This window comes from Microbacterium schleiferi, from assembly GCF_015565955.1.
GTDB lineage: Bacteria > Actinomycetota > Actinomycetes > Actinomycetales > Microbacteriaceae > Microbacterium > Microbacterium schleiferi_A.
The window spans coordinates 958,698-977,566 of the sequence record NZ_CP064760.1; the positions used below are offsets into that span (position 1 = coordinate 958,698).

Annotated in this window: 15 protein-coding genes and 1 pseudogene; 10 read left to right on the plus strand and 6 right to left on the minus strand. The window is 68.2% G+C overall.

Annotated features, from left to right (window positions below):
* The first annotated feature begins 8 nt into the window (after positions 1–8).
* The 7 genes from IT882_RS04545 to IT882_RS04575 all read left to right on the plus strand — a co-directional run bounded on the left by IT882_RS04545 (position 9) and on the right by IT882_RS04575 (position 9,092).
* Positions 9–533 (plus strand): YaaA family protein, encoded by a 525-nt coding sequence (locus IT882_RS04545; RefSeq protein WP_324253922.1) that lies wholly within the window; start codon positions 9–11, stop codon positions 531–533.
* Positions 534–642: 109 nt separating this feature from the next.
* The gene (locus IT882_RS04550; protein WP_195693353.1) at positions 643–1,350 is read left to right on the plus strand and encodes a DUF5684 domain-containing protein; all 708 of its coding nucleotides are present in this window, start codon (positions 643–645) and stop codon (positions 1,348–1,350) included.
* A gap of 206 nt (positions 1,351–1,556) precedes the next feature.
* Positions 1,557–3,290 carry an ABC transporter ATP-binding protein gene (locus tag IT882_RS04555; protein WP_195693354.1) on the plus strand — a complete coding sequence of 578 codons (1,734 nt, stop codon included), beginning with the start codon at positions 1,557–1,559 and terminating at the stop codon, positions 3,288–3,290.
* Positions 3,287–5,305, plus strand: a complete 2,019-nt coding sequence (locus IT882_RS04560) for an ABC transporter ATP-binding protein (protein WP_195693355.1) — start codon at positions 3,287–3,289, stop codon at positions 5,303–5,305. The genes IT882_RS04555 and IT882_RS04560 overlap by 4 nt, the downstream gene beginning before the upstream one ends.
* A gap of 107 nt (positions 5,306–5,412) precedes the next feature.
* The gene (locus tag IT882_RS04565) at positions 5,413–6,189 is read left to right on the plus strand and encodes a PP2C family protein-serine/threonine phosphatase (RefSeq protein WP_195693356.1); all 777 of its coding nucleotides are present in this window, start codon (positions 5,413–5,415) and stop codon (positions 6,187–6,189) included.
* Positions 6,190–6,285: 96 nt separating this feature from the next.
* Positions 6,286–7,881, plus strand: coding sequence for an FtsK/SpoIIIE domain-containing protein (locus IT882_RS04570; RefSeq protein WP_195693357.1), 1,596 nt, complete (start codon positions 6,286–6,288; stop codon positions 7,879–7,881).
* A gap of 29 nt (positions 7,882–7,910) precedes the next feature.
* Positions 7,911–9,092, plus strand: a complete 1,182-nt coding sequence (locus tag IT882_RS04575) for a hypothetical protein (protein ID WP_195693358.1) — start codon at positions 7,911–7,913, stop codon at positions 9,090–9,092.
* Between the two features lie 6 nt (positions 9,093–9,098).
* Here IT882_RS04575 and IT882_RS04580 read toward each other — a convergent pair whose 3' ends face one another.
* Positions 9,099–10,088 (minus strand): asparaginase, encoded by a 990-nt coding sequence (locus IT882_RS04580; RefSeq protein WP_195693359.1) that lies wholly within the window; start codon positions 10,086–10,088, stop codon positions 9,099–9,101.
* A 52-nt stretch (positions 10,089–10,140) separates the two neighbouring features.
* On the opposite strand from IT882_RS04580, the gene IT882_RS04585 reads away from it, so the two are divergent.
* Entirely contained in the window at positions 10,141–10,623 is a 483-nt protein-coding gene (locus tag IT882_RS04585) for an OsmC family protein (RefSeq protein WP_195693360.1), read from the plus strand.
* A 9-nt stretch (positions 10,624–10,632) separates the two neighbouring features.
* On the opposite strand, the gene IT882_RS04590 is transcribed toward IT882_RS04585, so the two are convergent.
* Positions 10,633–11,322 (minus strand): lysophospholipid acyltransferase family protein, encoded by a 690-nt coding sequence (locus tag IT882_RS04590; protein WP_195694093.1) that lies wholly within the window; start codon positions 11,320–11,322, stop codon positions 10,633–10,635.
* Between the two features lie 215 nt (positions 11,323–11,537).
* Here IT882_RS04590 and IT882_RS04595 point away from each other — a divergent pair, with 215 nt between their 5' ends.
* Both IT882_RS04595 and IT882_RS04600 read left to right on the plus strand, forming a co-directional pair.
* A complete protein-coding gene (locus IT882_RS04595; protein WP_195693361.1) occupies positions 11,538–12,488 on the plus strand; it encodes an FKBP-type peptidyl-prolyl cis-trans isomerase in 951 nt (316 codons plus the stop codon).
* Positions 12,489–12,536: 48 nt separating this feature from the next.
* A pseudogene (locus IT882_RS04600) lies at positions 12,537–13,621 on the plus strand (1-deoxy-D-xylulose-5-phosphate reductoisomerase).
* Here IT882_RS04600 and pflA read toward each other — a convergent pair.
* From pflA to IT882_RS04620, 4 genes are all read right to left on the minus strand, one after another.
* Entirely contained in the window at positions 13,618–14,430 is an 813-nt protein-coding gene (gene pflA, locus IT882_RS04605; RefSeq protein ID WP_195693362.1) for a pyruvate formate-lyase-activating protein, read from the minus strand. The pseudogene IT882_RS04600 and the gene pflA overlap by 4 nt on opposite strands.
* Position 14,431: 1 nt before the next feature.
* Positions 14,432–16,702, minus strand: a complete 2,271-nt coding sequence (gene pflB, locus IT882_RS04610; protein ID WP_195693363.1) for a formate C-acetyltransferase — start codon at positions 16,700–16,702, stop codon at positions 14,432–14,434.
* Between the two features lie 169 nt (positions 16,703–16,871).
* On the minus strand, positions 16,872–17,150 hold the full coding sequence (locus tag IT882_RS04615; RefSeq protein WP_195693364.1) for a GlsB/YeaQ/YmgE family stress response membrane protein: 279 nt from the start codon (positions 17,148–17,150) through the stop codon (positions 16,872–16,874).
* Between the two features lie 34 nt (positions 17,151–17,184).
* Entirely contained in the window at positions 17,185–18,831 is a 1,647-nt protein-coding gene (locus tag IT882_RS04620) for a Mur ligase family protein (protein ID WP_195693365.1), read from the minus strand.
* Positions 18,832–18,869: the final 38 nt, after the last annotated feature.

Here is an 18,869-nt window from a genome sequence, read left to right on the forward strand (position 1 = left end):
CGCCGACCATGCCGGCACTCGACCGGTACACGGGAGTGCTCTTCGATGCTCTGGATTCTGGGAGTCTTGACGCATCGGCCAGGCGCTGGCTCGGCGACCACGTCCTGATCCATTCCGCCCCGTTTGGGCCGGTCGGGGCGCTTGACCCGATCCCGTCCTACCGGCTGGGCGCAGGCATCCGTCTGCCCGGCCTCGCCTCGCTGCGGCGGCTCTGGGCCGGTCCCGTCGCTGCAGCGCTCGACCGTCACGCCGACGGGTTCGTGCTTGATCTGAGGTCCGAGGCCTATGTCGCGCTCGGGGCTGCCCCCGTCGAGCGGAGCGCCTACGTGCGCGTTCTGACGCGCGATGCGAGCGGGGAAACCCGGGCGCTCAATCACTTCAACAAGAACGCGAAGGGCCGGCTCGCCCGCGCTCTCGCGGAATCCGGTGCCAACCTGTCGGATGCCGCACAGTTCGTGGGATGGGCCAGCGACGCAGGGTTCGAGGCGGACCGCGACGGCCATGTCGTGACGCTCATTGTGCCCTCATGCTGAGAATCTGCTGACAGCGGCGTCCAAGGATCGCTAGCATGAACGCAACGGGCGAACGCCCCGTCGCGCACCAACTCGAGGTGCGAGTCCTGACCGTTCGGGAGGAACGTTCATGTTCGATTTCATAGGCGCGTCGGTCGTCTATTACAACGACGGCGCATCGATCGGCTTGCTGATCTTTCTCGTCTTCTTCTGGATCATCTTCGCCGCCGCGGGCTATGTCCTTACGTCCTTCTTCTTGATGAGGATCTTCGACAAGGCAGGCGTCCAGGGCAAGTGGCGCGCGTGGGTGCCGATCTACAACTTCATGATCTTCCTCAAGCTCGGCGACCTCAGCCCGTGGCTGCTTCTCTACGCCCTCGGCGCGTCGATTCTCCTCGGCTGGATTCCCGTCATCGGCCAGCTCATCGGGCTCGCAGCGTTCGTGCTGACCTTGCTTGCTGCGTGGCGCGTGGGCCTGAAGCTGCAGAAGGAAGCCGTCTGGCTCATCCTCTACTTCTTCCTGGCGATCGTCTGGCTCGGTATTGCCGCCTTCGACAAGTCGCGCTGGAACACCGCCATCCCCGCAGCACCGTGGGCAGGCAACGGCTTCCTCGGCGACCGTACCAACTGGCAGAGCATCCCCTCGCAGGTTCCGGCCGGCGGCTACCCCGCCAACCCGGCCACCAACCCGGCAGCCGGGTATGCAGCGCCGCCGGCGCCCCCGACGGGTTACGCTCCTCCCGCCGCGCCCCCGGCAGCTGCGCCCCAGCCGCCGGCAAGCACGCAGCCGCCGGCAAGCCCCGAGCCGCCGGCAGCTCCGGAAGAGCCCAAGGCCTGATCTCGTCTGACACGGGAGGCTCCCACCGCACGGTGGGGGCCTCCCGTGCGTTCACCGTGGCGCGCTTGTGCGTTCACCGTGGCGCGCTCGCGCGTTCGCTGACGGCGCACGGGAGAGATTTGCTCCCCGCCGGATGCCGGGCGTAGCGTCAGCGAGGACGTGTCCGCGGGGAGCTGACCGTCCCTTTCCGGTGGAAGGAACTCCTCGTGCTCTGGAACCTCCTGGTGCGCTACCTGCGACCCGCGTGGCCGCTGATCATCGCCGTCGTCGTCTTTCAGCTCGCACAGTCGATCGCGTCGCTGCTGCTACCCACCCTGAATGCCGACATCATCGACAACGGTGTCGTGACCGGTGACATCGCCTATATCTGGTCAACGGGCGGCGTCATGCTCATCGTGTCGCTCGTGCAGGTCGTGTGCGCTGTCATCGCGGTGTACTTCGGGTCCCGACTCGCGATGGGAATGGGCAAGAACCTGCGGGCGGATGTCTTCCACCGCGTGGTCGCTTTCTCGCAGCGGGAGGTGGGCAACTTCGGTGCCCCCTCGCTCATCACCCGCAACACCAACGACGTGCAGCAGGTCCAGATGCTCGTGCAGGTGTCGGCGACGCTCATGGTGTCAGCTCCCATGCTCGCCATCGGCGGCGTCATCATGGCTATCCGCCAGGACCCCGGCCTGTCATGGCTCATGGCGGTGGCCGTTCCGGTGCTGCTGATCCTGGTCTCGCTCATCGTCGTGCGGATGGTCCCCGCGTTCACGGTCATGCAGGCCCGGATCGACCGCGTCAATCAGATCATGCGGGAACAGCTGACCGGCATCCGTGTCGTTCGCGCATTCGTCCGCGAGGACCACGAACAGCGGCGCTTCGACGTCGCGAGCCGCGATGTCATGGCAACGGGGCTTCGCGCGGGGAATCTCATGGCGTTGATGTTCCCGGTGGTCATGCTCGTGCTCAATGTCTCGAGCGTCGCTGTCATCTGGTTCGGCGCGTTCCAGGTGCAGTACGACGGCGTCGAAATCGGGACGCTGTTCGCCTTCCTGACCTACATCATGCAGATCCTCATGGGCGTCATGATGGCGACCTTCATGTTCGTCATGATTCCGCGGGCTGCCGTGTGCGCGAAGCGCATCGGCGAGGTGCTGGACACCGAGCCGTCGGTGGAGCCTCCCGCAGACCCCACCGCGGCGCCCACCCCGCGCGGCAGGGTCGAGTTCTCTCACGTCGACTTCGCCTACCCCGGGGCGCAGGATGCTGTGCTTCACGACATCACGTTCACCGTCGAACCGGGGACGACGACCGCGATCATCGGATCCACAGGCTCCGGCAAGTCCACACTGATCGGTCTCGTGCCGCGCCTGTTCGATGTGACGGCGGGCGAGGTGCGCGTCGACGGGGTCGACGTGCGTGCGTACGACCCCGACGACCTCTGGGCGCGGATCGGGCTGGTCCCGCAGCGGGCGTTCCTGTTCTCGGGAACCGTCGCCTCCAATCTGCGCTACGGGGATGCCGAGGCCGACGACGACAGCCTGTGGCGCGCCCTGGAGCGTGCCCAGGGGCGCTCGTTCGTCGAGGCATTCCCTCTGGGGCTCGAGGCCCCGATCGCGCAGGGCGGGACGAACGTCTCGGGCGGGCAGCGCCAGCGACTGGCCATCGCCCGCGCGCTGGTCAAGAACCCCCCGATCTACGTCTTCGACGACTCGTTCTCTGCCCTCGATCTGCGAACGGATGCCGCCCTGCGCCGGGCCCTGGATGCAGAGCTTCCCGACGCGACGCGGCTGGTCGTTGCCCAGCGGGTGTCGACGATCCAGCAGGCCGATCAGATCGTCGTGCTCGATCACGGGCGCATCGTCGGGATCGGCACGCACGATGACCTCGTCGAGACGTGCGAAACGTACCGCGAGATTGTGGATTCGCAGCTCTCGGCGGAGGCGGCAGCATGAGCGCGCCTCGTCCGGCAGCCGGTGCCGCTCCCGCGCGCGGTCCGATGGGTGGCCCCATGGGTCGCGGGGCCGGGATGCCCGTGCAGAAGGCCCAGAACTTCGGCGCCAGCGCCAAGCGGCTGCTGGTCCACTTGCGCCGAGAGAATGCACGCCTTGTCGTCGTGATCGTGCTGGGGGTGTTCTCGGTAGCCCTGTCGGTCGTCGGCCCGAAGCTTCTGGGGGAGGGGACGAACCTCGTCTTCGCCGGATTCGTCTCGCTGCAATTCGCCGACGCTCCGGCGGGCACGACGCAGCAGCAGATCATGGACCAGCTGATTGCCAACGGTCAGCAAGAACAGGCCGATCTGCTGTCCACGATGACGTTCGCGCCGGGCGCGGGCATCGACTTCGCCGCCCTGGGGCAGCTCCTGCTGCTCGTGCTCGCCGTCTACATCGGCGCGAGCATCTTCGGATGGTTGCAGGCCCGCATCCTCAACGGCGTGGTCCAGCGCGCGATGCACCGACTGCGCATCGAGGTGGAGGAGAAGATCCACCGCCTGCCGCTGGCGTACTTCGACCGCGTGCAGCGGGGGGAACTGCTCAGCCGCGTCACCAACGACGTCGACAACATCGGACAGAGCCTTCAGCAGACGCTGTCGCAGGTGGTCATCTCTCTCCTGACGGTGATCGGTGTGCTGGTCATGATGTTCGTGATCTCGCCGCTGCTGGCCGTCATCGCTCTCGTGACCATTCCCCTCACCATCGTGGTGACGGTCGTGGTCGCGCGCCGCTCGCAAGCGCTGTTCGTCACCCAGTGGCGCGCGACGGGCGTCCTCAACGCCCGTGTCGAAGAGACATTCTCGGGTCATTCGGTCGTCAAGGTCTTCGGCCACCAGCGCGAGGCCGAGACCGATTTCGCCGCCGAGAACGAGGAGGTCTATCGCGCGAGCTTCGGTGCGCAGTTCCTCTCCGGCATCATCATGCCGGCGATGATGTTCATCGGGAACCTCGTCTACGTCGCCATCGCCGTCGTGGGGGGTCTGCAGGTCGCGGGTGGCATGCTCTCGATCGGTGATGTTCAGGCCTTCATCCAGTACTCGCGGCAGTTCACGCAGCCGCTGAGTCAGCTGGGATCCATGGCGAACCTGCTGCAGTCGGGTGTGGCAAGCGCCGAGCGCGTGTTCGAACTGCTCGACGAGCCCGAACAGACCGACGATCCCGAGCCCGCTGAGACGGTTCCGGCCGAGGCCAGCACGCTGGAGTTCCGCGATGTCTCGTTCCGCTACGTCGCCGACACGCCTCTCATCGACGACCTGAGCCTGCGGGCGGCATCCGGCAGCACCGTCGCGATCGTCGGGCCCACCGGCGCGGGAAAGACCACGCTCGTGAACCTCGTCATGCGGTTCTACGACGTGGATGAGGGTGGCATCCTGCTCGATACGGCCTCGGGGCTTCCCGATGGCGGCCTCGACACCCGCCGGATGACGCGCGATGATCTGCGGGCGCGCACCGGCATGGTGCTGCAGGACACGTGGCTCTTTGCGGGCACCATCCGCGAGAACATCGCGTACGGGAGGCCGGACGCGACCGAGGACGAGCTCGTGGCGGCGGCTTCCGCGGCCTACGTCGATCGGTTCGTCCATGCCCTGCCGGACGGGTACGACACGGTGCTGGATGACGAGGCGACGAACCTCTCCGTGGGTGAGCGCCAGCTCGTCACGATCGCGCGGGCGTTCCTCGCCGATCCGCGCATTCTGATCCTCGACGAGGCGACCTCGTCGGTCGACACCCGCACCGAACTCCTGATCCAGCGTGCGATGTCGCGCCTGCGCCGTGACCGGACCTCGTTCGTGATCGCGCATCGCCTCTCGACGATCCGGGATGCCGACCTCATCCTGGTCATGGAGAGCGGCGCGATCGTGGAACAGGGGACGCACGACGACCTGCTGCGCGCGCGGGGAGCCTACTGGGCGCTCTACAACGCGCAGTTCGAAGCCCCCGCCGACGACGGCGCCGAGCCAGCTCCGCAGGGATGATGGCGCGCCACCGGGCTCGCGCGTCCCCGCCCGAGCTCGGTGGTTCGATTAGTATGTGACGGGTCGGTGCCTTGCGCCGACACCGACAACGACGAGGAAAGGGTCGCGTGGCCGAGGTTTCCGCCCATTCCCACACCGTCGACCTGACACGCGATCGCCTCGAGCTCGCGTGGGCAGCCGTGACGCACACGGGTCGTCGACGCGAGGTCAACCAAGATGCCGTCCTCGCGGAGTTCCCGCTCTTCGTCGTCGCCGACGGCATGGGGGGCCACATCGGTGGCGAGATCGCCAGCGCCAGCGCGGTCGAACGCCTCCACGCGGTCGCCGACACCGGGTCTGTCTCGACCAAGGCGATCGAGAAGGCCCTCGCGCGAGCCGTCAAAGACATCGCGGCTCGCCCCGAGGCCACGGATGAGGCAACCGGCACGACAGTGACGGGGCTGTTCCTCGATGTCTCGGGGGCCGAGGCATCCTGGGTCGCCCTCAACATCGGCGACTCACGCGTCTACCTGCTTCGAGCCGGCGCAATCGTGCAGGTCACCACGGATCACTCGGTCGTGCAGGAACTCATCGCCTCGGGGCGCCTCAGCCCGGAAGAGGCCGAGAACCACCCGTACGGCAACGTCATCACCCGGGCGCTCGGACCGAGCGAGAGCGTCACGCCCGACTACGTGCGACTGGATGTCGTCGATGGCGACAGGTTCGTCATCTGCTCCGATGGCCTGACCAAGGAGCTCACTGACTTCGGCATCCAGCACTTCCTCGCCGAACATCCCGAACCCGATGCGGCAGTCGAGGCGATGCTTGACGCTGCACTGGAAAACGGGGGGCGCGACAACATCTCGATCGTCGTCGTGAACGTCTCCCGCGTTCCGGGCCCCTGACCGAGCACTCCTCCCCATCGGGCCGCACGGCTCCTCCGTGCCCGGTGCCCGTCGTCGCTCCGATCTAAGGCCCGTCCGGATGCTGGGGTGGGACCCATGCGTTCTTCTGCCGGCTCCGACCACCGTCGGGCATCCTCCAGGATGCCGCGCCGCCGCACCCCCGGAACAGCAGGTCTTCCGATCCTCGCGACAGCGGTGCCCGTCCTCGGGGCGGTGGGGCTGTGGGCGGTGACCGGTTCCGTGCTGAGCCTCTGGTTCGCGGCGCTCGCGCCCATGATGGCGGTCGCGGGGTTCGGTGACCGCCTCTGGGCTGCGCGGCGCGCAGGGCGACGGGATACCGCCGTCGCTCAGCAGGAGGCGGCGGCGTTCGGCGCCGCGGTCGAGCAGCTGGTCGATCGAGAACGGCGCCGTGCGTGGCGGCGATCGCCCGATATCCGTCGCTTCCTCGACGAGCCGGGAGAGGTGTGGCGGGAGGTGCCCGGTCGCCAGGGGACCCTGCTGCTGGGAAGCGGTGACGTGCAGATCGCGCTCGCTCCCGATCAGCTGGCGGATCTGCGTGCGCAGCTCGCGTCCTCCGACACCACCACGCGGACCGCGGAGAAACCCACGCACACGATGTCGGATGCTCCCGTTGCGGTGCCCCTGCGCGGCACCCTCGCGGTCGTCGGGCCCGAACCCCTCGTCGCGGGCGCCGTGCGGGCGATGCTCCTGCAGCTGTGCCTTGTCCATCCGCCGGGCCGGCTCCAGGTCGTCGGACATCTTCCGGACGGCTTCTCGTGGGTGGAGCTGCTCCCGCACCGCGTCACCCCCGGGCAGCGCCGTGTCGCGCTCGTCACGGCGGAGGGGTGGGACCCTTCCGCCGGAGAGACCGACGCCGCGATCCTCATCGGGAAAGCGGGTGGCGGCGGCGTTCGCGTTGTCCTGGCCCAGACCGATTCCGGGGCTCCGCGCGCGACGATCGATACGGGCGACGATACGCAGGCGATCTGTCCGCAGGTTCTCTCCGAGGTGCAGGCGAGGCGTCTGGCCCGTTCCCTGAGCGAGCGGATTGCGCCGACCGTGCCGGATGACGGAGCTCTCGCGCTCGAAGGTCTGATCGACGCGCATCCGGGGTCGGCTTCCGGCGCCGGGGCCCGCAGCCTAGCAAGCGTCATCGGCCGCTCGGGCGCTGCGCCGTTCTGCCTCGACCTGGTTGCCGACGGGCCGCATGCGCTCGTGGTCGGAACGACGGGCAGCGGCAAGAGCGAACTGTTGCGCACGTGGGTCGCAGCGCTTGCCGCGCGCTACACGCCCGAGGACGTCGTCTTCGTCCTTGCCGACTTCAAGGGCGGCACCGCATTCGCGTCGTTGGAGCGACTCCCGCACGTCACCGGTGTGCTCACCGACCTCGATGAGGCCGGTGCATCCCGCGGGCTGGAGAGCCTGCGAGCCGAGGTGCGCCGGCGCGAGAGCGTGCTTGCGGCAGCCGGCATCCGTGACATCGCGGAGGGCGCGGCGGATCTGCCGCGACTTGTCGTGGTTGTCGATGAGTTCGCCACGCTGGTGAGTGCCCATGGGGAGCTCGCGAGCCTGTTCGTGGACCTCACGGCGCGGGGAGGGCCCTCGGCATCCACGTCGTCCTCGGCACACAACGGGCCACGGGGGTCTTTCGCGACGCACTTCTGGCCAATTGCCTGCTGCGCGTCGCGCTGAGGACGGCCGACGCCGCCGACAGTCGTCTGATGATCGGAGATGACAGCGCCATCCGGATACCCGCGGGCGCGCGGAGCGCCGGCACCGCGCTCGTGAAGCGTTCCGGAGATGACCGGCCGGTACCGGTTCGCATCGCCGTAGCGGGAGATGACCTCATCGCCCAGGTTGCGGACCGCTCCACGGGCGCACCGGCCCGTGCGCCGTGGCTCGAACCTCTTCCTGCGGTAGTGCCGTTCCCGACCCTGCCGGCGGAGGGTGAGAGCCGAATCCTCGTCGGGCTCGCCGACGAGCCGCACCTGCAGCGGCAGGACCCCGTCGGCGTGGATCGCCGCGCTCGCGGGGTATGCGTGATCGGCACATCCGGCTCGGGCGTAACGACCACGCTGCGGATGCTGGGTTCGCAGATAGACCACATCGATGCCTGGGTGGGGGCAGGCGACCTTGAGGCGGCCTGGGATGACCTGAACCGGGTCGCCGCCTCGCGCCGGGGCGGGGTCGTGGTGGACGGCGCGGACGCACTCCTGGCCGCGCTTCCGTCGGAGTATGTGCAAGCCGCCGTCGGTCTGTTCGACGCGATAGCCCGCGCATCCGGGGAGGACAGACCATTCTTGCTCGGACTCGAGCGCCTCACGGGATCGCTCGCTCGCGTCGCCGACCTGCTGCCGCATCGGCTGCTGCTTCGCCATGCCCAGCGCCCGGACTACCTCGCCAGCGGCGGCGCTGCGCGTCACCACGACCCGGCCGCCCCGCCAGGGCGGGGCCGACTGGATGGGACGCTCGTGCACGTCTTCCGGATCGAGCCGCCCTCAGAGCTGGCGGAGACGTCTCATCCGCCTGTGTGGCAGCCGCCCGTCGGACTCACGTGCTGGGTCACGCGTGCCACGTCCAGCGCCGAGCGGATTCAGGCGCGCTGGCACGACGGCGGAGTGGAGGTCAGGAGTGCCGATGAGGCGCTCGGCGCGGGCCTGGCGCCGGCACGTGAGCCTGGGCGCTCGGTCATCCTGCGCGCCGAGCCGGAGCACTGGCAGAGAATGTGGGCGGCTCTGACGACCCTGCGTGCACAGGGACCGCTCCTGATCGACCCGTCGTGCGCGGGAGAGTACCGCCTTCTCACCGGGCGGAGGGAGCTTCCGCCGCTGTGTGTTCCTGGCGCCGAGCGAGGGTGGCTCCTCGAACCAGGACGAGACGTGCGCCGGGTGCGACTGGGCTGAACCGGATCAGAACGCCGGCGAGATGACGCCGACGTCCCGTTCGCCGCCGCGTACCCGCAACGGCAGAGCCTCCCGGGCGCGCGAGACATCGGCGGGACTCAGCGCCCCCGCACGCTCCAACAGCCGCAGCGAAACGATCGTCGACGCCCGGGCAGAGCCATCGAGCATCTTGAGGGCTGCCGTCGTGCCGTCCGGGGCGACCATGATCATCACGCCTTCGGCGCCGCCCTTTGCGAAGACGCCCGTCTCCTGGATCGCGATGGTATCGGGTCGGCCCGGGCCGTCGATCGTCCACGGATGCGCGCGCACGGCAGCAACGAGCGCCGCCGCGTTCCGATGCAGCGCGAACGGGGACCGCTCCGAGGAGCCTCCGATCCGGTGCGCTGCCTTCGCCAGGCCCGCCAGGGTGACAGCGAACACAGGAGCGCCGCATCCATCGACGACGGATGCCTGAACCCGCTCTCCCGTGAGCCGCTCCACGAGTTCGCGGATCTGGACCTGCAGCGGATGCTCCGCGTCGAGGTAGGTGGCGATATCCCACCCCTGCGCGACGCAGGCCGCGAGCATTGCGGCATGTTTGCCGGAACAGTTCATTCGGAGCCGTTCAGGTTCCCCGCCGGCGCGGACCAGGGCATCGCGGGTAGCGGTGTCGGAAGGCCACGCTGGCGGGCACTGCAGGCTGCGCTCATCGAGCCCGGCAGCGTCGAGCACGTCACGGACGACGGCGACGTGACGGTCGGTGCCGGCATGGCTCGCGGTTGCCAGCGCGAGCGTCTCTCCCGCAAGCGGTGCACCCGCCGCCAGACACGCGAGCGCTTGGATGGGCTTCAGTGACGATCGAGGAAGGATCGGCGCATCGGCGTCGCCGAACTGCTCGACGACCTGACCGTCCGCGTCCAGAACGATCGCCGCGCCGGCATGGCGGGATTCCACGAATCCACCTCGTTCGACCCGCGCAAGCTCGACGGCAGCGGCAACAGGGAGGGTCTCAGACACCCCCACAGCCTATCCGGGCACTCCGCCTGGTACGCGGTGCCAGACTGGGCCCATGTTGGGTGAACACGACTACACCGTCCGCGCCGAATGGACCGGAAATCGGGGCGTCGGGACCGCGGGATATCGCGACTATGCCCGGGACGTGACGCTTCGGATCGAGGGCAAACCGGAGCTCCTCGCCTCCAGTGACAAGCCGTTTCGCGGGGATGCGTCGCGGTGGAATCCCGAGGATCTTCTCGTCGCGTCCCTGAGCGAATGCCACCTGCTGTCGTACTTGCACGCCGCCGTGCAGGCGGGAGTCGTGGTGGTTTCCTACCGAGACACGGCGACCGGGATCATGGTGGAAGACGGCCGGGGTGGGGGCAGGTTCCGTGAGGTGACGCTGAATCCGGTCGTGATGGTCGCGGAGGAGTCGATGCGTGGCGCTGCCGAGGCGGCGCACGCGCAGGCCAACGCGTGGTGTTTCATCGCGAACTCGGTGAACTTCCCGGTGCACCACCGTGTGACGACTCTCGTGGCGGGCGTCGACGACTGAGCATCCTGCTCAGCGGCGCTCGTGGGGCAGCGCCTGCTTGATGCGCTCGATGGGTGACTGCGGCTGGACTTCGTTGTAGGCACCCGCGAGCTCCTGACCGGAGAGGGCGTGGATGGCGGCCATGATCTCGTCCGTTGCCGAGCGGCGGGCACGACCGGATGAGGACTCGCCGTGATGCGACAGGTCCAAGGGCTGACCGAACTTCACCGTGACACGGTGCTTCAGTGAGGGCATCGTCGCTCCCTTGGGCATGACCTTGTCGGTGCCGATGAGACCGACGGGAACCACCGGAGCACCCGTCTGCAGCGCGAGGAAGGCAACGCCGGTACGCCCCTTGTAGAGGCGCCCGTCAAGCGACCGCGTGCCCTCGGGATAGAGCGCTACCGCGCTTCCGCTCTCCAGGAGCGTGCGCTGCTGATCGAGGGCGTCGAGGGCGGCTTGGCCGGCGCCTCGGCGTACTGGAATGGCGCCGATCGAGGTGAAGAACTGTCGCGACGCCCAGCCCGACAGACCGGTGCCTTCGAAGTAGCTGGACTTCGCGAGGAAGTGAACCTGGCGGGGAGCGGCGACGGGAATGGCGATCGAGTCGATGAACGAGAGGTGGTTGCTCGCGAAAATGATCGGGCCCGTCTTCGGCACCAGATCCTTGCCCTCGACCCGGGGGCGGTAGACCAGGCGGGCCAGCGGGGTGATCACCATTCGCCCGAGCGCATATGTGAAGCCCACGCGACGACGGGACGGGCTGTCTTCGGCGGGCGCCCCGTCGGTCGCGGGGGCGTTGGGTTCGACGGTCACCCGTCGAGGCTACCCCCGATTCCATTCCCGGATCGGAATGGCGCCGGGCGCACGATTCCCAGCCGAGACAGAGGAAGAGTGCGAAAGGATGGGGAGTCCGCCCACAGCAGAGGATCATTGTGCGATCACGTTCCGTTCTTGCCCTGACCGTTGCCGCCACCGCGGCTCTTCTCTTGGCCGGCTGCACGTCGTCCTCCGAAAGCGACCCCACCGCGACCACCGCCAACAACGGCGGACTGTGCGCGGCAGCGGCGGACTCGGGGCCCGTCTCGGAGTCGGTGACCGTCGAGGGAGAGTTCGGGGAGATTCCCACGGCGTCGTTCTCGACCCCCATCGCTGTCGATGCGCTCCAGCGCACCGTTGCGATCACCGGCGACGGTACGGCGCTGACCGACGGGGCTTACGTGTCATATGCCCTCACCGTCTTCGACGGCGACACCGGGGCGCAGGTGGATGCCGCAGGATATGACGCTGCCGAACCGCTCGCCCCGATCCCGGTGGCAGCAGGCACGGGCATCGATGAGTTCTTCGGATGCGCGACGGTGGGTTCCCGGATCGTTCTGGCGGTTCCCGGACAGGGCGAAACCGCAGCGCAGGTCTACGTCCTCGATGTGCTCGAGGTCACGCCCGCTGATCAGTGGTGCCAGGTCGTGGACCCAGACACCGCCATGCCGACCGTCACGTTCGACGAGAACGGTGCCCCGACCATCGCGATTCCCGACTCCGGCCCGCCGAGCGGTGTCGTCGTCGATGTCCTTACCGAGGGTGATGGCGCGGTCGTCGAGCCCGGCGACAGCGTCACCGTCAACTACACCGGCGTGAAGTGGAGCGACGGCACCGTCTTCGACTCCAGCTGGGAGAAGGGCTCACCCGCGACCTTCCAGACGACGCAGGTCGTGTCCGGATTCCAGCGAGCGCTGGAAGGGCAGAAGGTCGGCTCCACCGTCCTCGTTTCGATGTCCCCGCTGTGCGGATACGGCGAGGCATCCGTGACCAACACCAGTGCGCTGGCCGGCGAGACCCTCGTGTTCGTCGTGGAGATCATCTCCAGCCAGCCTGCAGCCGGCTGACGGGCACCCTGACGCGGCGCAGCGCGAGGCCCTCGATAGGCTGAGCGCATGCGCCGCGTCATCATCCTCGGTTCGAGCGGGTCGATCGGGACGCAGGCACTCGATGTGATTCGAGCGAACCGCGATCGCTTCGAGGTCGTGGGCCTGGCGACCGGGAGTCAGCGAGACGTGCTCGAGGAGCAGGCTCGTGAGTTTGGCGTGGAAGACACGGCTGTCGGCATCCACGAGGCGGAGCAGCTCGTCCGGGACACCGACGCCGATGTCGTCCTCAACGGCATCACGGGCTCGGTCGGCCTCGGGCCGACGATCGCTGCGCTGGAGTCCGGACCCGTGCTTGCGCTCGCGAACAAAGAGTCGCTCATCGTCGGTGGTGAGCTTGTCACGGCGCTCGCCCGGCCCGGACAGATCGTCCCGGTGGATTCGGAGCACTCCGCGATCGCACAAGCGCTGCGGTCCGGTGAGCACGCCGAGATCCGCCGCCTCGTCCTCACCGCATCCGGGGGCCCTTCCGCGGTCGCTCCCGTGAAGCGCTCACGACCGTCACGCCCGGCGAAGCGCTCGCGCATCCGACGTGGACCATGGGACGGGTCGTGACGACGAACTCGGCGACCCTGGTCAACAAGGGCCTCGAGGTCATCGAGGCCCATCTCCTCTTCGATGTGCCGTATGCGCAGATCGACGTCGTGGTGCACCCGCAGTCGGTCGTGCACTCGATGGTCGAATTCAGCGACGGGTCCACGATCGCGCAGGCCTCGCCGCCCGATATGCGCCTCCCGATCTCGCTCGGCTTGGACTGGCCGCACCGCGTCGCCGGGGTTGGCGCCCCCATCGACTGGAGCGTCGCAACGACCTGGAGCTTCGAGCCGCTGGACGAGGTCGCCTTTGCTGCCGTTGCGCTGGCCAAACGAGTCGGGCGTGCCGGCGCAACCTATCCCGCGGTGTTCAACGCGGCCAACGAGGTCGCCGTGGATGCCTTCCACGACGGTCACCTCGGGTTTCTCGGCATCCTCGATACCGTCGAGCGGGTCGTGGAAGCCCACGAGCCCCCCGCGGCCCTCACGCGTGAGAGCCTCGCCGACGCCGAAGACTGGGCCAGGCGCACCGCGACGGAGGTTCTGCGGCGGGAGAACTAGAAGGTCGTCAGGCCGCGGGCGCGGAACTGCTGGCGAACCCGCTCGATCAGCTCCGGTTCCGGGGCCCTGGTCCCGGCGAGAGAGTAGGCGCGCCCGAGGCGCTCCCACTTGGAGGCGCCCATCTGGTGGAAGGGGAGCACCTCGACGCGCTGCACGTTCGGCCACTGCGAGACGATCTCCGCGACGGCGTCGACGTTCTCTTCGGCATCCGTGAGCCCCGGCACCAGCACGAAGCGGATCCATACCGGGATGTCGCGGGCTGCGAGGCGATCGCCGAAGTCGATGGTCGGCTGCAGGTCGCGACCGGTGACGGCGCGATAGGTCTCGGGGATGCCGGATTTCACATCCAGCAGGACGAGGTTGACGTCGTCGAGCATCGTGTCGGTCGCGTTGCGACCGAGGTAGCCTGACGTGTCGATGGCGGTGTGGATGCCGGCATCCGCCGCTTCGCGAAGGATGCGCGCCACGAACGCGGGCTGCTGCAGCGGTTCGCCACCCGAGATCGTGAGCCCGCCGCCGGTCGCCCGGAAGACGCCGGCGTAGCGGCGGATCCGGGTGACGATCTCGGTCAGCGTCGTCGGCGTGCCGTCCTTCTGAACCCACGTGTCGGGGTTCTGGCAGTACTGGCAGCGCAACGGGCAGCCAGACAGGAACAACGTCATCCGAGTGCCGGGCCCATCGACGGCGGTCACCAGCTCCCAGGAGTGGACGCTTCCCATCTCGCCGGCGCGGGCCGCCTCCAGACGCGCGTGGTGCGTCTCGAGGCGGCCCGCGTGGACCGTCGGCTGCGGGAGCGCGACGGCGGCCATGTCACACTCCCGCGTGGAAGGTGCGGCTGATCACGTCGAGCTGCTGCTCGCGCGTGAGGCGGACGAAGTTGACGGCATAGCCGGAGACCCGGATGGTCAGTTGCGGGTAGTTCTCCGGGTTCTCCATCGCGTCCTCGAGCGTCTCGCGGGAGAGCACGTTGACGTTGAGGTGGTATCCACCGGCGGCCATCTGGGCATCCAGCAGTCCGACGAGGTTGGTCACGCGCTCCTGCTCCGTCCGACCCAGGCCCGCGGGAACCACGGTCGTCGTCAGCGAGATGCCGTCCTGCGCCTGCTCGAACGGGAGCTTGGCGACCGAGAGGGTCGCGGCCAGCATCCCGTGCGTGTCCCGTCCGTTCATGGGGTTGGCACCCGGGGCGAAGGGAGCGCCGGCGCGGCGTCCGTCGGGCGTGTTACCCGTGGCCTTTCCGTAGACGACGTTGGAGGTGATGGTCAGCACCGACTGCGTGTGAACCGCGTTCCGGTACGTCGGGTGGGTGCGCAGCATCTCCATGAACTCGGTCATGAGCTCGCGGGCGATGTCATCGACCCGGTCATCGTCGTTGCCGTAGACCGGGAACTCCCCGTCGACGAGGTAGTCGACGACGAGACCCGTCTCATCACGCACCGGTGTGACCGTCGCGTACTTGATCGCCGACAGGGAGTCGGCTGCCACCGACAGTCCGGCGATGCCGCAGGCCATCGTGCGGAGCACCTCACGGTCGTGGAGAGCCATCTCGAGCCGCTCGTACGCGTACTTGTCGTGCATGTAGTGGATGCAGTTCAACGCGTCGACGTAGGTCGCCGCGAGCCACTCCATCATCGTTCGGAACTTTGTCCGCACGTCGTCGTACTCGAGGACATCTCCTGCCACCGCGGGCATGACCGGTGCGATCTGCTTTCCGGTGACCTCGTCACGCCCGCCGTTGATGGCGTACAACAGCGTCTTGGCGAGGTTCACGCGGGCGCCGAAGAACTGCATCTGCTTGCCGACGCTCATCGGGGAGACGCAGCATGCGATCGCCGCGTCGTCGCCGCACAGGCCGCGGATGAGGGAGTCGGACTCGTACTGGATCGAGGAGGTGTCGATTGAGACCTTCGCGCAGAACTCCTTGAATCCCTCGGGCAGATCATTGGACCACAGCACCGTGAGGTTCGGTTCGGGCGCGGGACCCAGGTTGTACAGGGTCTGCAGGAACCGGAACGCGGTCTTGGTCACCAGGGTGCGCCCGTCAACGCCCGTGCCCCCCAGCGACTCGGTCACCCAGGTCGGGTCGCCGGAGAACAGGGCGTCGTACTCGGGCGTGCGCAGGAACCGCACGATCCGAAGCTTGATGACGAGGTCGTCGATGAGTTCCTGCGCCGCGGTTTCGTCCAGGATGCCGGCGGCAAGGTCCCGCTGGATGTAGACATCCAAGAACGCGGTGTTGCGCCCGAAGCTCATCGCCGCGCCGTTTTGCTCCTTCACAGCGCCGAGGTAGGCGAAGTAGAGCCACTGCAGAGCCTCGCGGGCGTTGGCGGCGGGACGCGCGATGTCGTAGCCGTAGGACTCGGCCATGCGCGTAAGTTCCTGCAGCGCGCGGATCTGCTCCGCGTTCTCTTCCCGGTCTCGGATGATGTCCTCGGTCGAGAAGTGCATGTCGAGCTCGGCGTGCTCGGCCTTCTTCGCGTCAATGAGTGCCGTCGTGCCGTACAGCGCAACGCGGCGGTAGTCGCCGATGATGCGACCACGACCGTAGGCATCCGGCAGCCCCGTGATGAGGTGACTGCTGCGAGCACGACGGACAGCGGGAGGGTAGACGTCGAAGACGCCGTCGTTGTGGGTCTTGCGGTAGGTCGTGAAGATCTTCTCGAGATCCTGGGGCACCTCGTAGCCGTAGGTTTCCAGGGCTCCCTTGACCATCCGCCAGCCGCCGTACGGCATGATCGCGCGCTTGAGCGGCGCATCCGTCTGCAGACCCACGATCAGCTCGTCCTCGCGGGCGATATAGCCCGGCGCGTGCGCGGTGATCGTCGAGGGGGTGGTGGCGTCGACGTCGTAGACGCCACGCTCGCGTTCGGCGGGGAACATCGCCGTGAGCGTCTGCCAGACGCGCTGCGTGCGCTCGGTCGCGCCCGTCAGGAACGACGCATCACCGCCATAGGGGGTGTAGTTGCGCTGGATGAAATCGCGGACGTCGATGGCATCCTGCCAGGGGCCGGCGACGAATCCATCCCAGGCCGCGGGGATCGCGTCAGCCTGGTCGACGGGGGTGGGGGTGACGGTGCTCATAGTGACGCATCTCCTTCGTGGGTGTCGAAGTGTCGGTCACTCGTCTCGGCGACGGATGACGACGCCGCGGGAGTGCTTGTGACACCGACGTTAGCCCTGCGTCGACGTCCCGTCGGAAAGATGCACGAATCCCTGCATCCATGTGGTCTGACCACACGATCGTTTGTGGTCAGACCACAAGGTGTGAGCTGCGCTTGCGTCCGAAGATGAGCCCGAACAGCAGGAGCACGACGATCGAGCCGATCAGCGCGAAGACCCAGCCCGAGAAGTTCCAGAACGTCGTGTAGACATCGAGTCCGAACAGCCCGGCGATCCATCCGCCGACCATGGCGCCGAGCAGACCCAGCAGTATCGCGACGAACCAGCCGCCGACGTGTTTGCCGGGCAGGATGATAGGGGCGATGATGCCCGTCAGGATGCCGAGAATGGCGAAGGCGAAAAACCCCACGGGGTGATCGTCTCGAGTCGGGATACCGCGGCGTTCAGTCGGGGTAGGGAACCGGCCAGCGCGGCTCGGGAACGGGCCAGCCGGCGTCGCGCAGTGCGCGGCGCGACAGCTCCCGGGCCGAGTAGGGGGTGCGCTCGCCGCGGATGTCGCGGTAGTCCTGGTGACCGGGACCTGCCCAGAGGATGGCATCGCCGTCGCCGACCAGCGCGACAGCCTCGACGATCGCCCGCTCCGGCGGAGAGTATTCGTGGATCTCGGCATCTGGGCGTGCTCGCCGCGCGCCCTCCAGCAGCGTCGCCCGGATGGAGTCGGGGTTCTCGAACCGCGGGTGGTGGTCGGTGATGACAAGGATGTCGCTGCCCTCGACGGCGGTGCGACCCATATCGTGCCGTTTGCTCTTGTCGCGGTCGCCGTCGGCGCCGAAGAGCATGAGGACCCGGCCCGGTGTGACACGTCGCACGGCAGCGAGCGTCTTCTCGAACGCGTCGGGGGAGTGGCCGAAATCGACGTAAATCGCAGGGCCGGAGGCACCGGAGAGAAGCTCGGTGCGACCCGGCAGGTAGGCGCGGATGACGCCCTGATCGAGGGCCTCGGAGATCCGACCCCAGTCGTAGCCGGCCTCGGTGATCATGACGATCGCCTGGGCGGCATTGGCAGCCATGTGGCGCCCGATCACGGGAACCGTGGTGGTCAGGGTGCGGCCCGCCGGTCCGGACAGGCGGAACCGCGTGCCGTCCGGCTGCTCGTCGACGATCTCGACCGTCCAGTCGGCCGCTGCTGCGGCATCCGGATCGGCGGCGATCGCCGGGGTTCCGATCGTCACGTACGGGACCTCGCAGGCGTCGACGACGTCCGCGCCCGAGGCCGAGTCGAGGCAGATCACGGCGCGGCGGGAGCGGTCGGGACGAAACAGCGGCACCTTCGCCTGGAAGTACTCCGCCATGTCTGCGTAGTCGTCCAGGTGATCGTGCGAGAGGTTGGTGAACCCGGCGACGTCGAACACGATGCCATCCACGCGCTGGCGGCTGAGGGCCTGAGCGCTCACCTCGACGGCTACGGCCTCGACGCCGCGCTCGCGCATGAGGGCCAGCAGTGCGTGCATCTCGTAGGCTTCGGGCGTTGTCAGACGGGAGACGATGACATCACCGGCGATGTGACGCTCCGCCGTGGAGGAGAGTCCGGAGGTGACGCCGAGTTGGGTCAGGATGCCTTCGAGCAGGTGCGACACGCTCGTCTTGCCGTTCGTGCCGGTCGTCCCGAACAGGATCGGGAGCGCGTCCCCCGGTCCGGTGGCGTAGATCCAGGCCGACAGCGCCCCGAGACACCCCCGCGGGTCGGGGACGACCAGGGTCGGCAGTCCGCTCGCAAGGGCGCGCTCACGCCCCGCCGCATCCGTGACAACCGCCACGGCGCCGCGGGCCGCTGCATCGCCGGCGAACTCCGCACCATGGCGCGTCCCGCCCTGGACGGCGACGAACAGGTCGCCGGGGCGAAGGTCGGCGGTAGCGAGGGTGAGGCCAGTCACGGGTGCCGAGGGGTCGGCTCCCACATCCGTGGCGTCTGCGTCGACGGGGTGGTGCTCGATCGGCGCTCCCAGGTGGGCCGCGAGGTCCGCGAATCGGTGCACGGGCGGATTCTCCGGCCGGAGCACGGGCGGCAGGTTCGCGGGATCTGTCGTCATGGCGCATCCATCTTCTCACCCGCGCGCTGGGCTGACTC